General features: G+C 68.4%; 22 protein-coding genes. 17 read left to right on the plus strand and 5 right to left on the minus strand.

Annotation, left to right across the window (positions count from 1 at the left end):
• Positions 1-13: 13 nt before the first annotated feature.
• Both FHT32_RS10895 and FHT32_RS10900 read right to left on the minus strand, forming a co-directional pair.
• The gene (locus FHT32_RS10895) at positions 14-1,456 is read right to left on the minus strand and encodes an MFS transporter (RefSeq protein WP_176664640.1); all 1,443 of its coding nucleotides are present in this window, start codon (positions 1,454-1,456) and stop codon (positions 14-16) included.
• Positions 1,457-1,553: 97 nt separating this feature from the next.
• Positions 1,554-2,909 (minus strand): aspartate aminotransferase family protein, encoded by a 1,356-nt coding sequence (locus FHT32_RS10900; RefSeq protein ID WP_176664641.1) that lies wholly within the window; start codon positions 2,907-2,909, stop codon positions 1,554-1,556.
• Positions 2,910-3,014: 105 nt separating this feature from the next.
• Between FHT32_RS10900 and FHT32_RS10905 the strand changes: the two genes are divergently transcribed.
• Positions 3,015-3,983, plus strand: coding sequence for a LysR family transcriptional regulator (locus FHT32_RS10905; RefSeq protein WP_176664642.1), 969 nt, complete (start codon positions 3,015-3,017; stop codon positions 3,981-3,983).
• A gap of 6 nt (positions 3,984-3,989) precedes the next feature.
• Here the strand turns inward: FHT32_RS10905 and FHT32_RS10910 are convergent, their stop codons facing one another.
• Positions 3,990-4,754, minus strand: a complete 765-nt coding sequence (locus tag FHT32_RS10910; RefSeq protein ID WP_176664643.1) for a FadR/GntR family transcriptional regulator — start codon at positions 4,752-4,754, stop codon at positions 3,990-3,992.
• A 312-nt stretch (positions 4,755-5,066) separates the two neighbouring features.
• Here FHT32_RS10910 and FHT32_RS10915 point away from each other — a divergent pair, with 312 nt between their 5' ends.
• The 9 genes from FHT32_RS10915 to FHT32_RS10955 all read left to right on the plus strand — a co-directional run bounded on the left by FHT32_RS10915 (position 5,067) and on the right by FHT32_RS10955 (position 14,107).
• Positions 5,067-6,272, plus strand: coding sequence for an ABC transporter substrate-binding protein (locus FHT32_RS10915; protein ID WP_176664644.1), 1,206 nt, complete (start codon positions 5,067-5,069; stop codon positions 6,270-6,272).
• Between the two features lie 136 nt (positions 6,273-6,408).
• Positions 6,409-7,269 (plus strand): branched-chain amino acid ABC transporter permease, encoded by an 861-nt coding sequence (locus FHT32_RS10920; RefSeq protein WP_176664645.1) that lies wholly within the window; start codon positions 6,409-6,411, stop codon positions 7,267-7,269.
• 11 nt (positions 7,270-7,280) lie between these two features.
• Positions 7,281-8,258: a branched-chain amino acid ABC transporter permease gene (locus FHT32_RS10925; protein ID WP_176664646.1), complete on the plus strand. Its 978-nt coding sequence runs from the start codon at positions 7,281-7,283 to the stop codon at positions 8,256-8,258.
• The gene (locus FHT32_RS10930) at positions 8,255-9,022 is read left to right on the plus strand and encodes an ABC transporter ATP-binding protein (protein WP_176664647.1); all 768 of its coding nucleotides are present in this window, start codon (positions 8,255-8,257) and stop codon (positions 9,020-9,022) included. Before FHT32_RS10925 ends, FHT32_RS10930 begins: the two co-directional genes overlap by 4 nt.
• Positions 9,019-9,738 carry an ABC transporter ATP-binding protein gene (locus FHT32_RS10935; RefSeq protein WP_176664648.1) on the plus strand — a complete coding sequence of 240 codons (720 nt, stop codon included), beginning with the start codon at positions 9,019-9,021 and terminating at the stop codon, positions 9,736-9,738. Before FHT32_RS10930 ends, FHT32_RS10935 begins: the two co-directional genes overlap by 4 nt.
• Positions 9,739-9,772: 34 nt before the next feature.
• Positions 9,773-11,026, plus strand: coding sequence for a Zn-dependent hydrolase (locus tag FHT32_RS10940; protein ID WP_176664649.1), 1,254 nt, complete (start codon positions 9,773-9,775; stop codon positions 11,024-11,026).
• Entirely contained in the window at positions 11,023-12,138 is a 1,116-nt protein-coding gene (locus tag FHT32_RS10945) for an ABC transporter substrate-binding protein (protein WP_176664650.1), read from the plus strand. The genes FHT32_RS10940 and FHT32_RS10945 overlap by 4 nt, the downstream gene beginning before the upstream one ends.
• A complete protein-coding gene (locus FHT32_RS10950; protein ID WP_176664651.1) occupies positions 12,135-13,607 on the plus strand; it encodes a M81 family metallopeptidase in 1,473 nt (490 codons plus the stop codon). Before FHT32_RS10945 ends, FHT32_RS10950 begins: the two co-directional genes overlap by 4 nt.
• Before the next feature lie 122 nt (positions 13,608-13,729).
• Positions 13,730-14,107, plus strand: coding sequence for a nuclear transport factor 2 family protein (locus tag FHT32_RS10955; RefSeq protein ID WP_176664652.1), 378 nt, complete (start codon positions 13,730-13,732; stop codon positions 14,105-14,107).
• 41 nt (positions 14,108-14,148) lie between these two features.
• Here the strand turns inward: FHT32_RS10955 and FHT32_RS10960 are convergent, their stop codons facing one another.
• Complete coding sequence (locus FHT32_RS10960; RefSeq protein WP_176664653.1) at positions 14,149-15,294, minus strand: helix-turn-helix domain-containing protein; 1,146 nt, start codon at positions 15,292-15,294, stop codon at positions 14,149-14,151.
• Positions 15,295-15,473: 179 nt separating this feature from the next.
• Here FHT32_RS10960 and FHT32_RS10965 point away from each other — a divergent pair, with 179 nt between their 5' ends.
• The 7 genes from FHT32_RS10965 (at position 15,474) to FHT32_RS10995 (ending at position 23,116) form a co-directional block, all read left to right on the plus strand.
• Entirely contained in the window at positions 15,474-15,971 is a 498-nt protein-coding gene (locus FHT32_RS10965) for a (2Fe-2S)-binding protein (protein WP_176664654.1), read from the plus strand.
• A gap of 13 nt (positions 15,972-15,984) precedes the next feature.
• Entirely contained in the window at positions 15,985-18,372 is a 2,388-nt protein-coding gene (locus FHT32_RS10970; RefSeq protein ID WP_176664655.1) for a xanthine dehydrogenase family protein molybdopterin-binding subunit, read from the plus strand.
• 28 nt (positions 18,373-18,400) lie between these two features.
• Entirely contained in the window at positions 18,401-19,192 is a 792-nt protein-coding gene (locus tag FHT32_RS10975) for a xanthine dehydrogenase family protein subunit M (RefSeq protein ID WP_176664656.1), read from the plus strand.
• Between the two features lie 70 nt (positions 19,193-19,262).
• Positions 19,263-20,153 (plus strand): MoxR family ATPase, encoded by an 891-nt coding sequence (locus tag FHT32_RS10980; protein ID WP_176664657.1) that lies wholly within the window; start codon positions 19,263-19,265, stop codon positions 20,151-20,153.
• A gap of 7 nt (positions 20,154-20,160) precedes the next feature.
• A complete protein-coding gene (locus FHT32_RS10985) occupies positions 20,161-21,381 on the plus strand; it encodes a VWA domain-containing protein (RefSeq protein WP_176664658.1) in 1,221 nt (406 codons plus the stop codon).
• A 34-nt stretch (positions 21,382-21,415) separates the two neighbouring features.
• Complete coding sequence (locus FHT32_RS10990) at positions 21,416-22,081, plus strand: CoxG family protein (RefSeq protein WP_176664659.1); 666 nt, start codon at positions 21,416-21,418, stop codon at positions 22,079-22,081.
• An 18-nt stretch (positions 22,082-22,099) separates the two neighbouring features.
• Entirely contained in the window at positions 22,100-23,116 is a 1,017-nt protein-coding gene (locus FHT32_RS10995; RefSeq protein WP_176664660.1) for an XdhC family protein, read from the plus strand.
• Positions 23,117-23,138: 22 nt separating this feature from the next.
• Here the strand turns inward: FHT32_RS10995 and mnhG are convergent, their stop codons facing one another.
• On the minus strand, positions 23,139-23,522 hold the full coding sequence (gene mnhG / locus FHT32_RS11000) for a monovalent cation/H(+) antiporter subunit G (RefSeq protein ID WP_176664661.1): 384 nt from the start codon (positions 23,520-23,522) through the stop codon (positions 23,139-23,141).
• Positions 23,523-23,538 lie beyond the last annotated feature (16 nt).

Here is a 23,538-nt window from a genome sequence, read left to right on the forward strand (position 1 = left end):
GGTAGTCAGGCGCTCACCGCTCCCCACCGGCCTCGGAGGCCAAAGGCGGCGCCACTTCCTCCAGCGGCTTGCGCTCCGCATCGGCCGCATGGCGCAGCGCCAGCAGTCCCGCCACGATGACCAGCCCGGCGCCGATGCAGTAGCCCACCATCACCGCACCACGGCTGCCAGTCTCTATCAGCAGGCCGAACAGCAGCGGCGCCGCGAAGCCGCCCGCGCCCATGCCGATCGCGTAGAAGATGGCGATGGCGATCGCGCGCATCTCCAGCGGAAACACCTCGCTCACCGTGAGATACGCAGAGCTCGCCGCGGCCGATGCCAGGAAGAACACCGCCGACCAGCACAGCGCCTGCCCGCGCGCGTCGAGCCAGCCCTGCATGAAGGCCCAGCCGGTCAGCGCGAGGCCGATGCCCGCGAGCACATAGGTCGCCGCGATCATCCGGCGCCGGCCCACGCTGTCGAAGAGCGGTCCCAGCAGCAGCGGTCCCAGCACGTTGCCCAGCGCGAACGGAAAGATGTAGAGCGCCACGTCGCCCTCGGGCACGCCGTAGAAGCGGGTGAGCACCAGCGCGTAGGTGAAGAAGATCGCGTTGTAGAAGAAGGCTTGCGAAATCATCAGCGCCAGCGCGACCACGCTGCGCTGCGGATAGCGCTTGAACAGCACGCGCGCCACCTGGCGCATGGGCGGGCTGTTGGGCCGCGCGGCCGTGTAGTTCACGACGAAGCCCGGCGGCGCCGGCAGCGGGCCGTGCTGCGCCTCGACCTCCGCCTCGATGCGCTCGACGATGCGTTTCGCCTCGTCGGCCCGCCCGTGCGCGACCAGCCACCGGGGGCTCTCGGGCACGTGGCGCCGCACCAGCAGGATGGCCACCGCCAGCACCGCGCCGAGTGCGAAGCCGGCTCGCCAGCCCCACACCGGCCCGATCACGCGTGCGTCGAGCAGCACGAGGCTGAGCGCCGCGCCCAGCGCCGCACCGATCCAGAAGCTGCCATTGATCGCGAGGTTCACGCGCCCGCGCACCCGCGCCGGAATCAGTTCGTCGATGGCCGAGTTGATGGCCGCGTACTCCCCGCCGATGCCCAGCCCGGTGACGAACCGGCACAGTGCGAAGAAGGCGAAGTTCGGCGAGAAGGCCGTTGCCAGCGTGCCGACGGTGTAGACCGCGAGCGTGATGAGAAAGAGCTTCTTGCGCCCGAGCCGGTCGGTCATGCGCCCGAAGAGTAGGGCGCCGAGCACCGCGCCCGCGACGTACACCGAGCCCGACAGCCCGATCTCGCCGGCCGTGAGCCCCAGCGTGTCGGGCCGCTCCAGCACCGCGCCGATGGAGCCCACCAGCGTGACCTCCAGCCCGTCGAGCACCCAGGCCACGCCCAGCGCGATCACCACGCGCCAGTGCCAGCGCGACCAGGGGAGGCGGTCGAGGCGGGCGGGGATGTCTGTCTGCAGCGTGGTCATCGGCGGCCCGACAGATTCTGCGAACCTGCGGGGCGCCGAGGTGTAGGACCGCGCCGCTCGCGGGCGCTGCCTACAGCCGCTGAAAGACGCTAGAAGATCAGGCCGTCTCGGCCAGCGCGTCGGCCAGCGCGTTCACCAGGCGGTCGATCTCGGCCTTCTCCGTGATGAAGGGCGGCGCGAGCTGGATGGTGTCGCCGCCGTAGCGCACGTAGAAGCCCTTCTTCCAGCAGTTCATCGCGATCTCGTACGGGCGGCGCGCGGGCTCGCCCGGCAGCGCGGCGATGGTCAGGCCGGCGGCGAGGCCGTAGTTGCGGATGTCGGTGATGTGCTTGCTGCCCTTCAGGCTGTGCACTGCGTTCTCGAAATGCGGCGCCAGCGCCTGCACGCGGCCGATCATGTCTTCCTTCTGCAGCACGTCCAGCGCGGCGATGCCGGCGGCGCAGGCCACCGGGTGGGCGCTGTAGGTGTAGCCGTGCGGGAACTCGAGCATGTAGTCGGGGCCGCCCGCTGCCATGAAGGTGTCGTAGATGTCCTTGCTCGCGACCACCGCGCCCATCGGCTGCGCGCCGTTGGTGATCTGCTTGGCGATGTTCATGATGTCGGGCGTCACGCCGAAGGCCTCGGCGCCGGTGAGCGCGCCGCAACGCCCGAAGCCGGTGATGACCTCGTCGAAGATCAGCAGGATGTTGTTGGCGGTGCAGATCTCGCGCAGGCGCTTCAGGTAGCCCTTGGGCGGGATCACCACGCCGGCCGAGCCCGCGAAGGGCTCGACGATCACGGCCGCGATGTTCGACGCGTCGTGCAGCGCGATGATGTCCAGCAGGCGGTCGGCCAGCTCGACGCCGTTGTCGGCCATGCCGCGCGTGAAGGCATTGGAGGCGAGCTGCGTGTGCGGCAGGTGGTCGGCCTCCACGCCCTGGCCGAAGAGCTTGCGGTTGGCCGCGATGCCGCCGACCGAGATGCCGCCGTAGTTGACGCCGTGGTAGCCCTTCTCGCGGCCGATCAGGCGCGTCTTGCTCGCCTGGCCCTTGGTGCGCCAGTAGGCGCGCGCCAGCTTCAGCGAGGTGTCGGCGGCTTCCGAGCCGGAGCCGGTGAAGAAGACGTAGTCGAGGCCGGCGGGCGTCATCTCCTTGATCTTGTTGGCCAGCTCGAACGAGAGCGGATGGCCGAACTGGAAGGCGGGCGAGTAGTCGAGCTTGGCGATCTGGCGGCTCACCGCCTCGGTGATCTCGGGGCGGCCGTGGCCCAGGCCCGAGCACCACAGGCCCGAGAGGCCGTCGAAGATCTTGCGGCCGTCGGCGTCGGTGAAGTAGGCGCCCTTGGCTTCCACGACGATCCGCGGATCGGCCTTGAAGTTGCGGTTGCCGGTGTAGGGCATCCAGTGCGCGTCGAGCCAGGCGGCGTCGGTGCGCACGGCGGGCGTCGGTTCGGTGACGGGCGTTGCGATGGTCATGGCGTTTCCCGCGCTGGCGGGTTCCGGGGTGATGGGAATGCGCCGATTGTTCGTAGAGCCTTCAGTGTGGAGAATGGCGCAATATCAATGTTCACTTGACGTTTCATGCAAGTAAAGGCCAAAGCCGAAGACGGTACCCAAAGCGGTGCCCGCAACCGCGCCGTTCTGGGGCAGCTCAGCGACATGGACCTGCGCCTGCTCAAGGTGTTCAAGAGCGTGGTCGACTGCGGCGGCATGGCGGCCGCGGAACTGGAGCTGAACATCGGCACCTCCACCGTGAGCCGCCACGTGAAGGATCTCGAAACGCGCCTCGGACTGGTGCTGTGCCGCCGGGGCAGGGCGGGCTTCGCGCTCACCGCCGAGGGGCAGCGCGTCTACGACGAGACGCTGCGCCTGCTGGCCTCGGTCGACGCCTTCCGCGGCAGCATCGACGACATCCACAACCGCATGGGCGGCCAGCTCGACGTGGCGCTGTTCGACAAGACGGCCACCAACCCGCAGGCGCGCATCGGCCAGGCGATCGCGCGCTTCACCGAGATCGCGCCCGAGGTGCGGCTGGCCGTGCACGTGGGCTCGATCAACGCCATCGAGCAGGGTGTGCTGGAGGGCAACTTCCAGATCGGCATCATCCCGGCGCACCGCGCCTCCAAGAGCCTGGTGTACGCCGACCTGTTCGACGAGACCATGCTGCTGTATTGCGGCGCGGGGCATCCGCTCTTCGGCGTGCGCCACGACAAGCTCACCTGGGCCAGGCTGCGCGAGCACCATTTCGCGGGGCTGGGCTACCACTCGCCCAACATGGAGCTGAGCCACCGCGCGAAGCTCTCGCGCATGGCCACGGGTTTCGACCAGGAGGCGATTGCGACGCTGATTCTTTCGGGGCGCTTCCTGGGCTTCCTGCCAGACCACTACGCGCAGGTGTTCGAGGAGCGCGGGCTCATGAAGGCGGTGCTGCCGGCGCGCTTCAACTACGCGTGCCGCTTCGTGAGCCTGCTGCGGCGTTCTCCGAAGCCGTCGCGGGCGGTGCTGGCGTTCCAGGAGTGCCTGGAGCAGGCGCACCGGAAGAAGAAGTAAAAGAAGTCAGCGCTGCCCGCTCGGCAGCAGCAGGTGCTTGGCGCCGATGTGCGCCTCCATCTCGTGCATGTGCTGCTCGGCATCGACCATGTGCTCGGTCATCAGGCGGCGCACCTCTTCGGCGTCTTCCTTGCGGTAGGCCGCCAGCAGCTGCGTGTGGTAGTCGACGTTCGCCTCGCCGAAGTGGTGATGGTCGAGCGCCTTCTTGTAGACCACGAGGTCGCGCAGCAGGTCGTTGAGGAAGCGGCACATGAAGGAGAGCACCGGATTGGGACAGCTCTCCGCCAGCATGGTGTGGAAGGCCAGCTCTGCCTCGCGCTGGATGCGCAGTTCGTCCTCGCCGGTCGGCTCGATCGTGCACAGCCGCACGTTTTCTTCGAGCTTCTCGAACTGCTCCGGCGTCAGCTTGCCCACCACGCTCACGGCCAACTCGGGCTCCAGCGCCTTGCGCAGCTGGTAGATGTGATGGCCATCGAGATGGTGGAAGTGCAGGAAGTTGCGCAGCGGCTCCGACGCGTGCTCCACCGACACCTGCTGCAGGTAGGCGCCGCCGCCCGGCCCGGTGCGGATGGAGATCAGGCCGCGCACCTCCAGCGCCTTGAGCGCCTCGCGCACGGTGCTCTTCGAATAGCCGAAGAGTTCGATCAGTTCCTTCTCGTTCGGCAACCGGTCGCCGGGCTGCTTGCGCTCCGCCACGATCCATCGCTTGACGTCTTCGACGATGACGTCCGAGAGCTTCTGCCGCTTAGGACGGTTCTGCCCCACTTTCACTTGCTCACCCCCAGGCTGCGCGCACTTCGTGTCGCTTCGCCCACCCCCTCGCCGGGGGCAATGCCAGCGGCCCGGCAAAGCCGGTTCCGCGGCATTTCACGATCAGATGGAGACGAATTCATGCGTTCGGAGCGATGGAAAAACAGAAGGTGACCTGTAAGCAGGTATTGGGCCCCAAGGGGAGCGCCGCAGATTTTGGCACGGCTGTTGCTAGAGGGTTTTTACCAGCATATTAATCCAATTTATCCGCTTAAATTCGCCGCGATCGCTGGCATCCCTTTTTCCTTACTCCCCACCACGACCGGAGAACTCATGCAACGCAGACAACTTCTTCAGCTGGCCGCCCTGTCGGCTGCCCCCGCCTCGCTCCTGGGCGGCCGCGCCGCCTTTGCCCAATCGGCGGACGCGATCCGATTCGGCTGCCCGGTCCCGATGTCGGGCGCCTTCGCGGCCAACGGCAAGTTTGCCGACCTGGGCATGAAGCTGGCCATCGAGCAATACGGCAGCGTACTGAAGCGCCCGCTGGCCTACACGGTGCTCGACACCGAAGGCAAGCCGGCCACCGCCGTGCGCAAGGTGCAGGAAGCCTCGCAGCAGCAGGGCGCGAAGTTCTTCGCGGGCGGCATCCTGTCGTCGGAAGCGCTGGCCATGGGCAAGGAAGCCGAGAAGGCCGGCGGCCTCTTCATCACCACCGCGGGCGCCGACGAGATCACCGGCAAGGACTGCAACCCCGCCACCTTCCGCTGGTCGGTGCCCACCTTCGGTGCGATCGAGCAGACGGTGCGCCCGCTGATCGCCTCCATGCCCAAGGCCAAGCGCTGGTACACCATCACGCCGCAGTACGTGTTCGGCGACGGCCTGCTGAGCGCCGCCAAGAACATCTTCCAGGAGAAGGGCATCGAGCACGTGGGCAACAGCTACCACTCGCTCACCGAGAAGGAGTTCAGCGGCTACCTCACCAACGCCATGGCCGCCAAGCCCGACGTGCTGCTGCTGCTGAACTTCGGCGCGCAGTCGTCGGCCGCGCTGCGCCAGGCGGTGAGCTTCGGCATGCACAAGAACATGACGATCCTCATGGCCTGGGCCTCGGGACTGGAGCAGTTCGACGAACTGGGCGCGGACCTGTGCGACGGCGTCTACTTCGGCGCGCAGTACTGGCACACGGCCGATACGCCGCTCAACAAGGACCTGGTGAAGCGCACGGCCGACAAGCTCAAGATCGTGCCCAACTACAGCCTCGCCGGCTCGTACATCTGCACCAAGATCCTGATCGACGGCATCGTGAAGGCCGGCTCGGTCGACCAGAAGGCGGTGATCGCCGCGCTCGAGGGCATGAAGTACGACGGCCTCACCGGCGCAGAGGAAATCCGCAAGGCCGACCACCAGGTCGTGAAGGACTACTACCTGCTCAAGGGCAAGGCCAAGTCGAAGATGAAGGACGCTGCGGACTACGTCGACGTGGTCAGTTCCGGCAAGTCCTTCCTGGCCGTGGACAAGACCGGCTGCAAGCTGGGCTGACCCCCAGGCTTGCCCACTTCGTGTGGCCGCCAACCCCCTTGCAGGGGGCAACACCTGCGGCCCGGCCGAGCCGGTTCCGCGGTGTTCCTGGAAGGGGCCGCGCGTATGCGCCTGCACTCCGCCAATACCTTCATCTATGTCCGTCTACCTGCTACAGACCATCAACGGAATCGGCATCGGCATGCTGTATTTCCTGCTGGCGGTCGGCCTGTCCATCGTGTTCGGCCTGCTGCGCTTCGTGAACTTCGCGCACGGAGCCTTCTACCTGCTGGGCGCCTACCTCTGCTTCCAGGCCATGCAATGGGGCCTGAACTTCTGGCTGGCGCTGCTGCTGGTGCCGCTCTTCGTGGGCGCGCTGGGCTGGCTGGCCGAAAAGCTGCTGCTGCGCCGCGTGTATGCCAAGGCGCATGAATTCCACATCCTCGTCACGGTGGGCCTCGCGCTCGTGGTGCAGGAGATGGTGATCGTGTTCTGGGGTCCGCTGGGCAACAGCGTCGCCACGCCCGACCTGCTGCAGGGCGTGGTCATGTGGGGCTCGTTCGTCTATCCGAAATACCGGCTCTTCGTGATCGGCTTCACCGCCGTGCTCGCGGTGCTGCTGTGGTGGGTGCTCGAAGGCACACGCCTGGGCAGCGCGGTGCGCGCTGGCAGCGAATCGACGGAGATGGTGTCGCTGCTGGGCATCAACGTGTTCCGCGTGTTCAGCCTGGTGTTCGCGCTCGGCGCGGCCACGGCGGCGCTGGCGGGCGTGCTGGCCGCGCCCATCCGCGGCGCCGAGCCTTTCATGGGCGTGGAGGCGCTGGCCGTGGCCTTCGTGGTGGTCGTGATCGGCGGGCTCGGCAGCTTCGGCGGCGCGCTCGTGGGTGGCCTGCTCATCGGCATCGTGCAGAGCCTCATGAGCACCATCTGGCCGCCGGGCGCGAGCCTGATGGTCTACATCGCGATGGCAGCCGTGCTGCTGTTGCGCCCGCACGGCCTGCTCGGCCGGAAAGCATGAACGGACAAGCCATGCCGAGAAAAATCACTTTCCTTCTGGCGCTCATCGCGGTGCTGGGCCTGCCGCTGGTGCTGAGCTCGGGTTCGCTCGCGAGCGAGGTGCTGATCTATGCGCTGGCCGCGCTGGGCTGCAACCTGCTGCTAGGCTACACGGGGCTGCTGTCCTTCGGGCAGGGCATCTTCTTCGGGCTGGGCAGCTACACCATCGCCATCCTGCTCACGCGGCTGAGCCTGCCGATGCCGCTCGCGCTGGCCGCGGCCGTGGCCATGGGCGCGCTGGGCGCGGCGGTGGTGGGCTGGGTGGCCATCCGGCAGCGCGGCACCTACTTCGTGATGCTCACGCTGGCCTTCGCGCAGATGTTCTATTTCATCGCCTACACCGCCACCGGCCTCACCGGCGGCGACAACGGCCTGCTCGACGTGCCGCGCCCCGGCTTCATGGACACGCCCTGGAAGTACTACGCCTTCGTGGCCGTGGTGTTCCTGGTCGCCTTCGGCCTGCTGCTGCGCGTGACCGATTCGGTCTTCGGCCGCACGCTGCTGGCCATCCGCGACAACGAGGACCGCGCCGCCGCCGTGGGCTACGACCTCAAGCGCTTCAAGCTGCTGGCCTTCGTGATCTCGGGCGCCGTCACCGGCCTCGCGGGCGGGCTGCACGCGATGATGACCGGCATCGCGCCGCTGTCGAACGCCGAGTACCACACGAGCGAGATGATCCTGGTCATCACCGTGATCGGCGGCACCGGCAACCTGTTCGCCTCGGTGCTGGGCTCGGCGTTCTACGTGCTGCTGGCCGACTGGCTCTCCACGCTGTGGCCGCGCTGGCTGCTGCTGCTGGGGCTCCTGCTGATCGGCGTGAGCATCGGCATGCAGCGCGGGCTCTGGGGGCTGGGCGAGAGCGCGTGGAAGCGCATCTTCCGCAAGGCACCGGCGGTTCCGTCCGCAGCTGCCGCAGCTGTCTCGCCTGCCGCGCAAGGAGAAAAAGCATGAGCGACGTTCTCATCGAAGCCGTCGGCGTCACCAAGCACTACGGCAAGTTCGCGGCGCTCGGCGGGGTCGACCTGAAGATCCGGCGCAACACGGTGCATTCGGTGATCGGCCCCAACGGCGCGGGCAAGACCACGCTGTTCCACATGCTCACCGGCACCGGCATGACCACCGGTGGGCGCATTCTGTTCGACGGCCACGACGTCACGCGCGAGCCTGACCACAAGCGCGTGCAGCGCGGCATGGCGCGCTCGTTCCAGGTCACGGCGCTGTTCGCGAGCCTCGCGGTGCGCGAGAACCTGCGCGTGGCGGCGCAGGGCGTTTCGCCGCGGCAGGCCATGAACTGCTGGCGCGCGCCGGTCGGCGAACTGGCCTGCACGCAAATCGTCGACGAGGTGCTGCAGCGCATCGGGCTGGAGCGGCTGGCGAACACGCCGGCCGCCGAGCTCTCGCACGGCCAGCAGCGCCGGCTCGAAGTGGGTATGGCGCTTGCGGCGAGGCCGAAGGCGATTTTCCTCGATGAGCCGACATCGGGCATGGGCATCGACGACCTCGACGACATGAAGCAGCTGATCCGCGGCCTGCGCGACGCGCACACCGTGGTCCTCATCGAGCACAACATGAACATCGTGATGGACATCTCCGACACCGTCACCGTGATGCAGCTGGGCCGCGTGCTGGCCGAGGGGCTGCCGGGCGACATTCGTTCCGATGCGCGCGTGCGCACCGCCTACCTGGGCAACATGATCACCGGAGGCAAGGCATGAGCGGCGCCCGCAACAACATCCTCGAAGTCGAGAAGCTGCACGCCCACTACGGCAAGAGCCACGTGCTGCAGGGCGTGTCGATGACCGTGGGCGAGGCCGAGCTGGTCACGCTGCTCGGGCGCAACGGCGCGGGCAAGTCGACCACGCTCAAGAGCATCGCGGGCGCGGTCACGCCCACCAGCGGGCGCGTGCGCTTCCAGGGGGCGGACATCGCGGGCATGCCGGCGCACCGTATCGCAACGCGCGGCGTGTGCCTGGTGCCCGAGCACCGCGGCATCTTCAAGCTGCTGACGGTGGAAGAGAACCTGCTGCTCGGCCTGCGGCGCCAGTCGCCCTGGCAGCTGGACGACATCTACCGCATCTTCCCGCGCCTGAAGGAGCGCCGGCGCAACGGCGGCGGGCAGCTCTCGGGCGGCGAGCAGCAGATGCTGGCCATCGGCCGGGCGCTGATGAACCATCCGCGCCTGCTGATCCTCGACGAGCCGGTGGAGGGCCTCGCGCCGGTGATCGTGGAAGAGATCGTCGCGCAGCTCAAGACCATCAAGGCCGCCGGGGTGGCGATTTTGCTGGTCGAGCAGAACCTCGAAGTCTGCGTGCAGCTGGCCGACCGCCACTACATCGTGGAGCAGGGCGTGATCGTGCACGAGGCCGGCAACGAAGCCTTCATGGCCGACCATGAAGTGAAAGACCGCTATCTGGGCGTGGGCCTTGCTTGAGGCTTCCCGCACTTCTCATCTCACTCGCAAAACCATGACATCACATACCGAACTCCGCATCGATGGCCAGCGGCTCTGGAACTCGCTGATGGAGCTGGCGAAGCTCGGCGCCACCGAGAAAGGCGGCGTCTGCCGCATCGCGCTGACCGACCTCGACCGCCAGGGCCGCGACCTGTTCGTGCGCTGGGTGCGCGAGGCCGGCTGCGAGGTGCGCGTGGACGCCATCGGCAACATCTTTGCGCGCCGTGCCGGCCGCAACAACGCGCTGCCGCCGGTCGCCACCGGCAGCCACATCGACACCCAGCCCACGGGCGGCAAGTTCGACGGCAACTACGGCGTGCTCGCCGGGCTGGAGGTGATCCGCACCCTGAACGACGCCGGGGTGCAGACCGAGGCGCCGCTCGAAGTGGCGGTGTGGACCAACGAGGAGGGCTCGCGCTTCGTGCCGGTGATGATGGGCTCGGGCGTGTTCGCCGGCGCCTTCACGCTGGAGCATGCGCTGGCGCAGTGCGACAACGACGGCATCAGCGTGTCCGAGGCGCTGGCTGCCATCGGCTATGCCGGCAGCGCACCCGTCTCGGCGGCAGCGTCGCCCGTGGGCGCGTACTTCGAGGCGCACATCGAGCAGGGCCCTGTGCTCGAAGCCAACGAGCGCGTGATCGGCGTGGTCGAGGGTGCGCTGGGCCAGCGCTGGTACGACGTGGTGGTGCAGGGCATGGAGGCCCATGCCGGGCCCACGCCAATGGAACTGCGCAAGGACGCGCTGCTGGCTGCCTCCGAACTCGTGATCGAGGTCAACCGCATCGCGCTGGCCCATGCGCCGCATGCGCGCGGCACGGTCGGCTGGATCGACAACTATCCCAACTCGCGCAACGTGATCCCGGGCCGCGTGAAGCTCAGCGTCGACCTGCGCGCGGCCGACGACACGGTGCTGTCGGCGCTGGACGCTGCGCTGAAGGAGACCGTGCAGCGCATCTCGGCCAAAGCCAAGGTCGAGATGTCGGTGGAGCAGGTGGTGTACTTCCCGCCGCAGCCCTTCACGCCCAAGCTGGTGTCTGCCGTGCGTGATGCCGCGCAGGCGCAGGGCATGAGCTGGATGAACGTGATCAGCGGCGCGGGCCACGACGCGGTGTATCTCGCTCGCGTGTGCCCCGCGGCCATGATCTTCGTGCCCTGCCTCGACGGCATCAGCCACAACGAGATCGAGGACGCGCAGCCCGATCACCTGGAGGCCGGCTGCAACGTGCTGCTGCAGGCGATGCTGCAAAGCGCGGGGGTGGCATCGTGAAGGGCTGGCGCTTCGCCCTGGCGGCGTTCAGCCTGGCCTGGGCCGCGGCGGCACCGGCCGCCGAGCCCATTCTTGTCGGCCAGTCCGCGGTGCTGACCGGCCCGCTGGCGCCCAACAGCCTTGCGTTCATGGAAGGCCAGAAACTGGTGTTCGACCAGCTGAACAAGGCGGGCGGCATCGGCGGGCGGCCCGTCAAGCTGATCACCTACGACGACGCCTATGCGCCGGACAAGGCCGCGGCCAACGCCGAGAAGCTGCTCGGCACCGACCGCGTGGTCTGCCTCTTCGGCACCATGGGTACGGGCATCGGCGCGGCCATGGTGCCGGTCGCGGCGAAGTACGACAGTTTCATCTTCGGCGGACTGACCGGCGCGGCCGTGCTGCGCGGGCCGAAGGTGCCGATCTACCACGTGCGCGAGTCGTACGCCGACGAGGTGCACCGCGTGATGAATCACCTGAAGACCGTGGGCGTGGTTCGCATCGCCATCGTGTCGAGCGACGACGCCTACGGCAAGGGCATCGAGAAGGACGCGCTGGAGGCGCTGCAGAAGAACGGCCTGTCCCCGGTGCTGTCGCTGCGCTTCGATCCGCAGGAGAAGGAGCTTGCGAGCGTCGCGCAGAAGGTGATTGCCAGCGGTGCGCAGGCGGCGTACGTCATCGCGGCGGGCATGCCGGCGATCAACGTCATCCGCGCGCTGGTCGCGGCGCCGGTGCATCCGCAGATCTACACGAACTCGGTGGCCAGCTCCTTCCTGCTCTACAAGGAGCTGGGCGACAAGAGCCGCGGCATCGTGCTGTCGCAGGTGATGCCGCCGTTCTGGAAGACGCGCTTTCCCATCGTCGACGAGTACCAGCGCGCGCGCAAGGCTGCGGGCAGCGAGGGCGAGGGCTCCTACCTGGGCCTGGAGGGCTACATCACGGCCAAGGCATTCGCCGAAGCGCTGCAGCGCGTGAAGGGGCCGGTGACCACCGAGTCGCTTCGCCGCAGCATCGAGACTTCGCCTCCCGTGGAGCTGGGCGGATACACGCTCGCCTTCAGGCCCGACAACCGCAACGGCTCCAGCTTCGGCGACATCACCATGCTGGCCAGCGGTGGAAAGTTTGCGCAATGAAAGTACTGATCGCACGTCTCAACCACGAAACCAACACCTTCTCGCCGGTGCCCACGCCGCTCGCGGCCTTCGGCCCCGACGGCCCGACCTTCGGCGAGCAGGCCTACCGCGACAACAAGGGCATGCGCACCGCGATGTCGGCCTTCATCGACCTGGCCGAGGCGGCGGGCGCCGAGGTCGTCACGCCGGTGTCGGCCTCGGCCAATCCGAGCGGGCCGGTCGATGCGCAGGCGTACACGGTGCTGACGCAATGCATCGTCGACGCGGCCCCGGGCTGCGACGCCATCCTGCTCGACCTGCACGGCGCGATGGTGGCGCAGAACAGCGTGGACGGCGAAGGCGACCTGTTGGTGCGCCTGCGCGCGGCCGCGCCGGGCGTGCCGATCGGCGTGGCGCTCGACCTGCATGCCAACGTCACGCCGGCGATGGTGGAGAACGCCGACGTGATCGTCGGCTTCAAGACCTATCCGCACGTCGACATGTACGAGACCGGCGAGCACGCCGGCCGCCTGCTGCTCGACCTGCTCGCCGGCCGCAGCAGGCCGGCGATGCGCTGGCACCGGCTGCCGTTGATGGCGCACACGCTGCGCAGCGCCTCCTTCACCGGCGCGATGAAGCGCGCCATCGAGACGGCGTGCGAGGCCGAGAAGGCCGAGTCGCTGGCGGTGTCGATCCTGGCCGGCTTCTCGCTGTCGGACATCGAGGCACCGTGCATGAGCGTGATCGTCGTCGATGCGCATTCGCCCGAGCGAGCGCAGGCCACGGCAGACCGCATCGCGGCGCAGATGTGGGCGGAGCGCGAAGCCTTCGTCTATCGCAGCGAGCCGCTGGCGGAGTCGGTCACGCGCGCGAAGCTGATTGCCGAGGGCGCGACGCGCCCGGTGCTGCTGCTCGACCATGGCGACAACTGCATGTCGGGCGGAAGCTGCGACACCATGGACGTGCTGCAGGAGGCGCTCGCGCAGGGCCTGCACGGCATCGGCGTGGGGCCGCTGTGCGATCCCGAGGCCGTGGCGCAGCTCATCGCGGCGGGCGAGGGTGCGCAGGCGACGGTGGCGCTGGGCAACAAGGTCTCGCTCGCGGGCATCGGCCTCGAGAAGACGCCGGTGCGCCTGACGGGCACGGTGCGCGCCATCTCCGACGGCGAGTACGTGATCACAGGCCCCACCTACACCGGCCAGCGCAGCAGCATGGGGCGCACGGTGCTCTTCGACATCGGCGCGGCGCGCATCGTGGTGACCGAGCGCACGCAGGAGCCGTGGGACATCGGCGTCTTCGAATGCGCGGGGCTCGATCCGCGCAAGGAGCGCTTTCTGCTGCTCAAGTCGCGCATGTACTGCCGGCCCGTGTTCGAACCGCTGTCGGCCGCGCTGGTGGAGTGCGACAGCCCCGGTGTCACCAGTTCGGACTACAGCCTCTTTCCGTTCAGCAAGGTGAGCCGGCCGGTCTTTCCGCTCGACGCACTCTGACTGGCGGGGGCTGCTGCCCCTGTTCCATGACCTGCGACGTCATCGACGCAAATCGCGTGCGACGCGACCATTCCTTCACCCCGCGATGTTGCGGGTCGGAACCCACCAAAGGAATCGTCACCATGAACGCCGCCGCACACGACGCCACCACGATCGCCCAACGCTACATCGCCGTCTGGAACGAGACCGATGCCGCGCGCCGCGCCGCACTCATCGAAGCCGGCTGGACCGCCGACGCGCACTACGCCGACCCGATGGCGCAGGCCAGCGGGCACGAGCAGATCAGCGCTCTCGTCGGCGCGGTGCACCAGCGCTATCCGGGCTTCCGCTTCAACCTGCTGGGCAAGGCCGATTCGCACGGCGACCACCTGCGCTTCTCGTGGACGCTGGGGCCCAGCGGCGCGGAAGATCTCATCCAGGGCACCGACTTCGCGCGGGTCGATGCAGGCAAGCTGCGTTCGGTGACTGGCTTCCTCGACAAGGTGCCGGTCGGCGCCTGAATGCCGAAGGCTGAACGAAGGCTGAACAGCCAGCCGGCGTTTCAGTCCGGCGCGCCGGCGGCCCGTCCGCGCCACAGCTTGCGGTAGACCGTCGCCCGGCTGATGCCCAGCGCCCGCGCGGCCTCGGCCACGTTGCCGCGCGCGTCGGCCACCGCCTTGCGGATCAGCGCCGTTTCCACGTCGCGCAGCCGCGGCCGGTTGTCGGAAACGTTTGCGGGCGCCGTGGCGCCGCTGCCGCCGCGCTGGGGCCGAACCTGCACCCGCAGGCCCGACCAGAGCGGCACCTCGAGCACGGCGTCGCCGCGGCGGGCCGCGTCGAACATCATGTGAAGCGGCAGCGCGAACAGGTCGTTGAAGTTCAGCGCATGCTCGCTGCGCGGCAGCGGCTGGTGCAGCATCTGCCTCGCCGCCGCGTTGGCGCCCGTCACGTTGCCCACGGCGTCGATGCACAGCAGGCCCTCGGTGGCTTCGCTGCCCGCGTTGCCCGGCCAGGCCAGGCGCAGCAGCAGCTCGCAGGGCTCGCGCTTCACCAGCATGTTCTCGATGCTGCGCGCGGAAAGGGTCGCCAGGTGGCGAAGCTCGGGCCGCTCGACCACCTGCACGCCGGTCAGGTCGAGCATGCCGATGCAGTCGCCCCGGGGACCGAAGAGCGGCGCTCCGGCGCAGCTGTAGACGCTGGTGTCGTCGAAGAAATGCTCGCCGCGATGCAGCCAGACCGATTCCTGCTCGGCCAGCGCGGTACCGATGGCGCTGGTGCCGATGGCGCGTTCCGACAGGTCGACGCCGATGCGCGCGAGGTCTCGCGCATAGCGGGTGGCGGCGTCGGTACCGTCGGGTAGCCTGCCCACGTCGACCACGATGCCGTCGGCGTCGGTCAGCACGGCGAAATAGCGGGTGTCGGCGATGGCGCGCGAGAGCTGGTCGATGATCGGGCGGGCCGCGGAGACCAGCGCCCGGTTGCGCTCGGCGACGTCGATGCTGGCCGATCGGCTCACCGGATCGAAACTGACGCGCTGCCGCGGACTGTGACCAGCCTCGATGCAGCGCTGCCAGGAGCGGGTGATCCACGAATCGATGCAGGCGCCGCCGCGAGCACGGGCGGGCGATTCGCCTTCGATCAGTTCGCGGCGGGCTTGGGCAATGGCCAGGGAACGCTCAGGAGGCTGCGAAACGATTGATACAGACATCGTGGTTTTTCGCGCATGTATGCAGGCTTTTCCCGGCCTGCCGGATGGCAAGCTGTTTCATTTTGAGAATTTCGCGCGGTCTGTGCAAGTGTCAAGGGTTTTGCCTAGGATAGTGCGAAAGGTCGGCATCCAAGATGCTTTCGCTCAAACAAGCCATCACCTTTTACGGAGACAGCCAAATGCAGGTCGCTTTCAAGGTCAACGGCCGCCAGGTCACGGTCGACGCTCCTCCCAACACCTTCCTGGTCCATGCTCTGCGCGAGCACCTCCATCTCACCGGAACCCACGTCGGCTGCGACACCGCCCAGTGCGGCGCCTGCACCGTCCACGTGAACGGCCGGGCCGTCAAGTCCTGCAACGTGCTGGTGGCCCAGGCGGCCGGCGCCGAAGTCACCACCATCGAGGGCATTGCGGAGGCGGACGGCACCATGCACCCCATGCAGGCGGCCTTCAAGGAGTGCCACGGCCTGCAGTGCGGCTTCTGCACGCCCGGCATGGTCATGAGCGCCATCGACCTGTGCACCCACCACCCCAAGTCGAGCGAGTCGGAGATCCGCGAGCTGCTCGACGGCAACCTGTGCCGCTGCACGGGCTACCAGAACATCGTGAAGGCAGTGAAGATGGGCGGCGAGGCGATGGCCTCGGGCACTCCCGTCAAGGCAACCGTCACGGCATGAAGGGAGCGACATCATGGGTGCTTCCGACTTCTCGAACCTGCCGCACATCGGCGAAGCTCTACGGCGCAAGGAAGACTATCGCTTCCTGACCGGCGCCGGCAATTACACCGACGACATCACGCTGGCCAACCAGAGCCATGCGGTCTTCGTGCGCTCGCCGCACGCCCACGCTGCCATCAAATCGATCGACACCGCCCAGGCGCTGAAGATGCCCGGCGTGATCGGCATCTTCAGCGGCAAGGACATCGAGGGCAAGATGGGCGGGCTGCCCTGCGGCTGGCTCATCAACAACCCCGACGGCACCCCCATGAAGGAGCCGATGCACCCGATCCTGGCGATCAACAAGGTGCGCTACGTCGGCGACCACGTGGCCATGGTGGTGGCCGAGACCGTCGAGCAGGCGAAGAACGCGGCCGAGGCGGTGGTGGTCGACTACGACGTGCTCCCCGCGCTCGTGAGCGTGGCCGACGCGGCGAAGAAGGCCGGCGGCGTCACCCTGCACGACGAGGCGCCCGACAACCAGTGCTACAAGTGGGCGCTGGGCGACAAGGCGGCGGTCGACGCGGTGTTCGCGAGCGCCGCGCATGTGACGAAGCTCGACCTGGTCAACAACCGGCTGGTGCCCAACCCCATCGAGCCGCGCGTTGCCATCGGCAGCTACAGCCGGGCGAGCGACGACTACACGCTCTACGTGTCCAACCAGAACCCGCACGTCGAGCGCCTGCTGATGACGGCCTTCGTGCTGGGCCTGCCCGAGCACAAGGTGCGCGTGATCGCGCCCGACGTGGGCGGCGGCTTCGGCTCCAAGATCTTCCTGTATGCGGAAGACGTGTGCCTGACCTGGGCCGCCCGGCAGCTCAACCGCAACATCAAGTGGACGGCCGAGCGCTCGGAGTGCTTCCTGTCGGACGCGCACGGCCGCGACCACGTGAGCCACGCCGAGATGGCGATGGACAAGGACGGCAAGTTCCTCGCGCTGCGCGTGCACACCGACGCCAACCTGGGCGCCTACCTGTCGACCTTCTCGACCGCGGTGCCCACCATCCTCTACGCCACGCTGCTGGCGGGCCAGTACACCACGCCGCAGATCTACGTCGAGGTGGATGCCTGGTTCACCAACACCGCGCCGGTCGATGCCTACCGCGGGGCAGGACGGCCCGAGGCCACCTACCTGCTGGAACGCCTGGTGTCGCGCTGCGCCTGGGAAATGAACCTGGGGCAGGACGAGATCCGCAAGCGCAACTTCATCACCGCCTTCCCCTACCAGACGCCGGTGGCGCTGCAGTACGACACCGGCGACTTCCATGCCTGCATGGACAAGGCCCGGGTGCTCGCCGAAGTCGACGGCTACGCGGCGCGCAAGACGGCGAGCGAAGCCAAGGGCAAGCTGCGCGGCATCGGCTATTCGAGCTACATCGAGGCCTGCGGCATCGCGCCTTCGAACATCGCGGGCGCCCTCGGCGCGCGCGCGGGCCTGTTCGAGTGCGGCGAGATCCGCGTGCACCCGACCGGCAGCGTGACGGTGTTCACCGGCTCGCACAGCCACGGCCAGGGCCACGAGACCACCTTCGCGCAGGTCGTGGCGGCGCGACTGGGCATTCCGGTCGAGAACGTCGACGTGGTGCATGGCGACACCGGCCGCGTGCCCTTCGGAATGGGCACCTACGGTTCGCGCTCCATCTCGGTGGGCGGCGCGGCCATCATGAAGGCGCTGGACAAGATCGAGACCAAGGCGAAGAAAATCGCCGCGCACCTGATGGAGGCGAGCGACGCCGACGTCGAGTTCGCCAACGGCGAGTTCACGGTCAAGGGCACCGACAAGAAGATCCCGTTCGGCCAGGTGGCGCTGACGGCCTACGTGCCGCACAACTACCCGCTCGACAAGCTGGAGCCCGGCCTGAACGAGACCGCCTTCTACGACCCGACCAACTTCACCTTCCCGGGCGGCACCTACATCTGCGAGGTCGAGGTCGACAAGCAGACCGGCGAGGTCCGTGTCGACCGCTTCACAGCGGTGGACGACTTCGGCACCATCATCAATCCGATGATCGTGGAGGGCCAGGTGCACGGCGGGCTGGTGCAGGGCATCGGCCAGGCGCTGCTAGAGAACTGCGTCTACGACAAGGAAACAGGCCAGCTGCTCACCGGCAGCTTCATGGACTACGCCATGCCGCGCGCCGGCGACTTCCCGCAGTTCAAGCTCGACACCGTGTGCACCCCGTGCACGCACAACCCGCTGGGCACCAAGGGCTGCGGCGAGGCGGGGGCCATCGGCTCGCCGCCGGCCGTGATCAATGCCGTGCTCGACGCGCTGGCGCCGCTGGGCGTCAAGGATTTCGACATGCCCGCATCGCCCGCCCGCGTCTGGGAAGCTATGCAGGCCGCAGCCGCCAAACCCTGATCAACTAAAACAAAGAAGGAACCACGCCATGTACGCCTTCACACTCGAACGGCCCGCTTCCGTGGCCGATGCCGCCAGGCTCATCGCCGCCGGCGGCAAGCCTCTGGCCGGCGGACAGACCCTCCTTGCCTCGATGAAGCTGCGGCTCTCGGCACCCGAGCAGCTCGTGGACCTGAGCGGCATCAAGGAGCTCACCGGCATCGCGAAGAACGGCAATGCCATCACCATCGGCGCCATGTCGCGCCACCTCGACGTGGCGAACAACGCCGACGTGAAGGCCGCCTATCCGGCGCTGGCCGACCTGGCCTCGCGCATCGGCGACCGGCAGGTGCGAGCCATGGGCACCATCGGCGGCTCGGTGGCCAATAACGACCCGGCCGCCTGCTACCCCAGCGCGGTGCTGGCCTCGGGCGCGACCATCGTCACCTCCAAGCGAGAGATCGCGGCCGACGACTTCTTCCTCGGCCTCTTCACCACGGCGCTGGAAGAGGACGAGCTGATCACCGCGATCCGCTTCCCCATCCCGAAGCGCGCCGTGTACGAGAAGCTGCGCCAGAAGGCGTCCAACTTCCCGCTGGTCGGCGTGTTCCTCGCGCAGTACGACAGCGGCGTTCGCGTGGCGATCACCGGCGCGGGCAACGGCGTGTTCCGCCATGCAGGGCTGGAGGATGCGCTGAACAAGAGCTTCACCGCCGCTTCCGCCGCCGCAGTGAAGATCGACGCGAGCGACCTGAACAGCGACCTGCACGCCTCGGCCGCGTACCGCGCGAACCTGATCAGCGTGCTGACGCAGCGCGCAGTCACCAAGGCCTTGGGCTAAAGAAGCCCGGAGGCGTTCTGTTCGCTTGCCGGAAGACGCGACAGCCTCGCGTCTTCCGCTACGCTTCGCCATGATCTTCCCGAGCATCGACTCCCTCTCCGCCGGACTCATGCAGGCCGGCTATTTCGCCGACCGGCGGCTGGCGACTGCCGTGTTCCTCGCGCTGAAGCTGCAGCGCCCGCTGCTGCTCGAAGGCGAGCCCGGCGTCGGCAAGACCGAGCTGGCGAAGGCGCTGTCGACGGCGCTGGGCCGAGAGCTGCTGCGCCTGCAGTGCTACGACGGTCTGGAGCAGCGCGAGGCGCTCTATGAATGGAACTACGCGGCGCAGCTGCTGCACATGCGCGCCGCCGAGGCCACCGGCGCGGCCCGCGACGTGGAGGCGGAGGTCTACCAGCCGCACTACCTGATCCGCCGCCCGCTGCTGCAGGCGCTGCAGACGCCGCTGCCGGGCGCCGTGCTGCTGATCGACGAGGTCGACCGTGCCGACGAGCCCTTCGAGGCCTTCCTGCTCGAATACCTGGGGGAGTACCAGGTGAGCATTCCCGAGCTGGGCACGGTGCGCGCCGTGGCGCCGCCCGTCACCATCCTCACGAGCAACCGTACGCGCGAACTCAACGACGCAGTGAAGCGCCGTTGCCTCTATCACTGGCTGGACTACCCGGAGCGCGAGCGCGAACTCGCCATAGTGCGCGCGCAGGTGCCCGAGGCCGGCGAGAAGCTGTCGGCCCAGGTGGCGGCCTTCGTCGCGCGGCTGCGCGAGACGCCGTTCGCCAACGCCTTCCAGCGTGCGCCCGGCATCGCAGAGAGCGTCGAATGGGCGAGGGCGCTGATCGCGCTCGACACCGTGGAGCTCGACCCCGAGGTGGTGGTCGACACCGCCGGCATCCTGTTCAAGCAGCGCGACGACGTGGCCGCGCTGACGCAGGAGCTGGCGTCGGATCTGCTCAAGCCCGAGGCGTGAACGGTCGATGGCCACCACCGGCGTGCAGCAACTCGGCGACGTCCGCAGCGGCAAGCTCGCGGGCAACATCGCCGCCTTCGGCCGCGCACTGCGCCGGGCGGGCGTGCGCACCGACGCGATGCGTATCGCGCTGGCCGACGAGGCCGCCACGCTGGTGGGCGTGGAAGACAAGCTCGATCTGAGCGCCGCCATGGAGGCGGTGATGGTCAGCCGCGAGCAGGACCGCATGGTGTTCCGCGAACTCTTCGACGCCTGGTTCCGCGACCCGGAGCTGGCCAACAAGCTGCTTGCCCAGATGCTGCCGAGCGCCGAAGGCAAGGCCGAGCCCTCGAAGCGCCGGCCGCGCGTGCGCGAGGCCCTCAGCGCACCGCGCGCGTTTGCCAAGCCGGTGGAGCCGGCCAAGCCCGATCGCGAAGTCGAATTCGATGCCGCCATGACGTCGAGCGACAGGCAGCGCCTGCAGCACGCCGACTTCAACGCGCTCGGCGCCGCCGAATACCGGCTGGTGGAGCGGCTCGCGCGCGATATCCGCCTGCCCATTCCCGAACTGCCGTCGCGCCGCCTGCGCGTGGCCGGCGAGGCGGGCCGGCAGCATGCCCGCATGCACTGGCCGGGCGTGCTGCACGAGGCAGCGCGCACCGGCGGCGAGATCATGCGGCTGCCACGGCTGGCCCGGCGCGAGCAGCCATTGCCGCTGCTGGTGCTGGTCGACGTCTCGGGCTCGATGGAGCGCTACGCGCGGCTGCTGCTGGCGTTCCTGCATGCCTCTACACGCCGGGCGGGTCGGCGCGACGTGTTCGCTTTCGGCACCCGGCTGACCGACCTGACGCCGGCCTTCCGGCTGGCCGACACCGACGCGATGCTGGGCGCCGCCAGCCTCGCCATCGACGATTTCGCGGGCGGCACCCGGCTCGGCGCCTCGCTGGCAGAGCTGCGCCACGCGCATGCCCGCCGGCTGACCGGCCGCCGCACGCTGGTGCTGGTGATCAGCGACGGGCTCGACACCGGCGAGCCTTCGCTGCTGGAGCATGAGCTGCTGTGGCTCAAGCGCCATTCGCGCCGCCTGCTGTGGCTCAACCCCTTGCTGCGCTTCGAGGGCTACGCCCCTCTGGCGCGTGGGGCCGCCGTGCTGCACCGGCAAGCAGATGCGATGCTGGCGGTTCACAATCTCAGCGCACTCGAACAGCTCGCAGCGAGCCTCGCCGCCCTGATGCGGTCGGGCCGCTAGCGGCGCACGGGAAGGAAGATAAAGGAAACCCACCATGGAAATGCTCGGAAACCGCCGCCTAGGCGTCACCCAACAACAGGCCTGGGAAGCGCTCAACGACCCCGAAACGCTGAAGAAGTGCATTCCCGGCTGCGACAAGTTCGAGCTCACGGGCGAGAACCAGTACAGCGTCGCGCTGGCCGTGAAGATCGGTCCGGTCTCGGCCAAGTTCAACGGCAAGGTGCTGCTGTCGGACATCGTGGCGCCCGACGGCTACAAGCTCACCTTCGAAGGGCAGGGCGGCGTGGCCGGATTCGCCAAGGGATCGTCGAGCGTCACGCTCAAGCCGGTTGCCGTGGAAGCGGCAGCAGCTCCTGCCGGCGATGCCGTCGCGCACGAGGCCGATTCGGCAACGCCGCCCGACGCCGCCCCCACGGGCTGCGAACTCGACTACACCGTGCAGGCCCAGGTCGGCGGCAAGATCGCCCAGCTCGGCCAGCGGCTGATAGACGGCGCCGCCAAGTCCACGGCCGACGACTTCTTCAAGCGCTTCGAGGCCGAGATGCAGAGCCGCTACGGCCCGCCGCCCGCTCCTGCCGCGGAAGCTGCCGAGGCGCCCGCCGAGAAGAGCGGGATGATGTCCGGCCTCATGAAGAAGATCGGCCTCGGCAAGAAGGACGACAAGGACGCGCCCGCCGCTCCCGGCGGCGACGCGGCCTGAACGCGGGACGGCAGCGTCATGGAAAACCTCGACGTCATGGTGCTGCGCACGCTGCGCGACTGGCGGCGTGCCGGCAAGCGCGCGCTGCTGGCGACGGTGGTGCGTACCTGGGGCTCGTCTCCCCGCCCGGTGGGCTCGATCATGGCCCTGGCGGAAGACGGTGCGGTGGTCGGCTCGGTCTCCGGTGGCTGCATCGAGGACGACCTGATCGCGCGCTACAGCCATGCCCACGGCAAGGCGGAAGACGTGCCGCTTGGCGCGCCGCCTTCGCTCGTGAAATACGGCATCACCGCCGACGAGGCGCATCGCTTCGGCCTGCCCTGCGGCGGCACGCTGGAACTGCTGCTCGAATACGCGCCCGACGCCGGCTCGCTCGAACTGCTGGTAGCGCAGCTGGAGCAGGGCAAGCTGATGCAGCGCACGGTGACGCTCGCCACCGGTGCGGTACGGCTCGCCGAAGCCAAGGCGCCCGACGAGCTCACGGTGAACGACACCGAGCTGACCAACACCTTCGGCCCCGAGTACCGCATGCTGCTGATCGGCGCCGGCCAGCTCGCCGAATACCTCGCCACCATGGCCAAGTTCAGCGGCTTCGCAGTCACGTTGTGCGACCCGCGCGCCGAGTACCGCACGGCCTGGTCGCTGCCCGGCGTGCAGATCACGACCGAGATGCCCGACGACGCCGTGACTGCCTTCAAACCCGACCGCCGCAGCTGCGTGGTCGCGCTCACGCACGACCCCAAGCTCGACGACCTCGCGCTGCTGGAGGCGCTGCAAAGCGAGGCCTTCTACGTCGGCGCCATCGGCTCGCGGCGCAATGCCGATGCCCGGCGCGGCCGCATGATCGAGCACTTCGACCAGACCGAGGAGTCGCTCGCGCGCCTGCGCGGGCCCATCGGCATCTACATCGGCAGCAAGACGCCGCCGGAGATCGCGGTGAGCGTGATGGCCGAGATCCTCGCGGTGAAGAACGCGGTGACGCTGCCGCGCGAGATGGAAGTGGCGCAGGCCAAGGAGCGGCTGCTGGCCGCGTGACCGGGGCCGCAACCCGGTTCGATCAGCCCTCGTAGGGCGGGATCGGCCCCTGGTCCGAAGGTGCTGGCGGCGGCACGTCGCCGTTCTTCTGCCGTTCGCGGAACAAGGCGGCGCGCATCAGGAAGATGGTGGTGACCGGCGTAGTGAGCGCCACGAAGAGCACGATCAGCACGCCGTGCAGCGAGAGGCTGTGGCCCTGCACCGAGAAATACACGATGGTCGCGACCGTCATCGACCACACGCCGCCGGTGGCGCCCAGCGTGGGCGCGTGGATGCGTCGGAAGAAGGTCGGCAGCCGCACCAGGCCGAAGGACCCGATGGCCGCGAAGGCCGCGCCCAGCACCGCGAAGACGGCTGTGACGATCTCGGCCCACAGCGGCAGCGGGCCCACGATGAAATCGGTCATCGGAATACCTCCGTGC

Source organism: Variovorax sp. SG517 (genome assembly GCF_013376045.1).
GTDB lineage: Bacteria > Pseudomonadota > Gammaproteobacteria > Burkholderiales > Burkholderiaceae_C > Variovorax.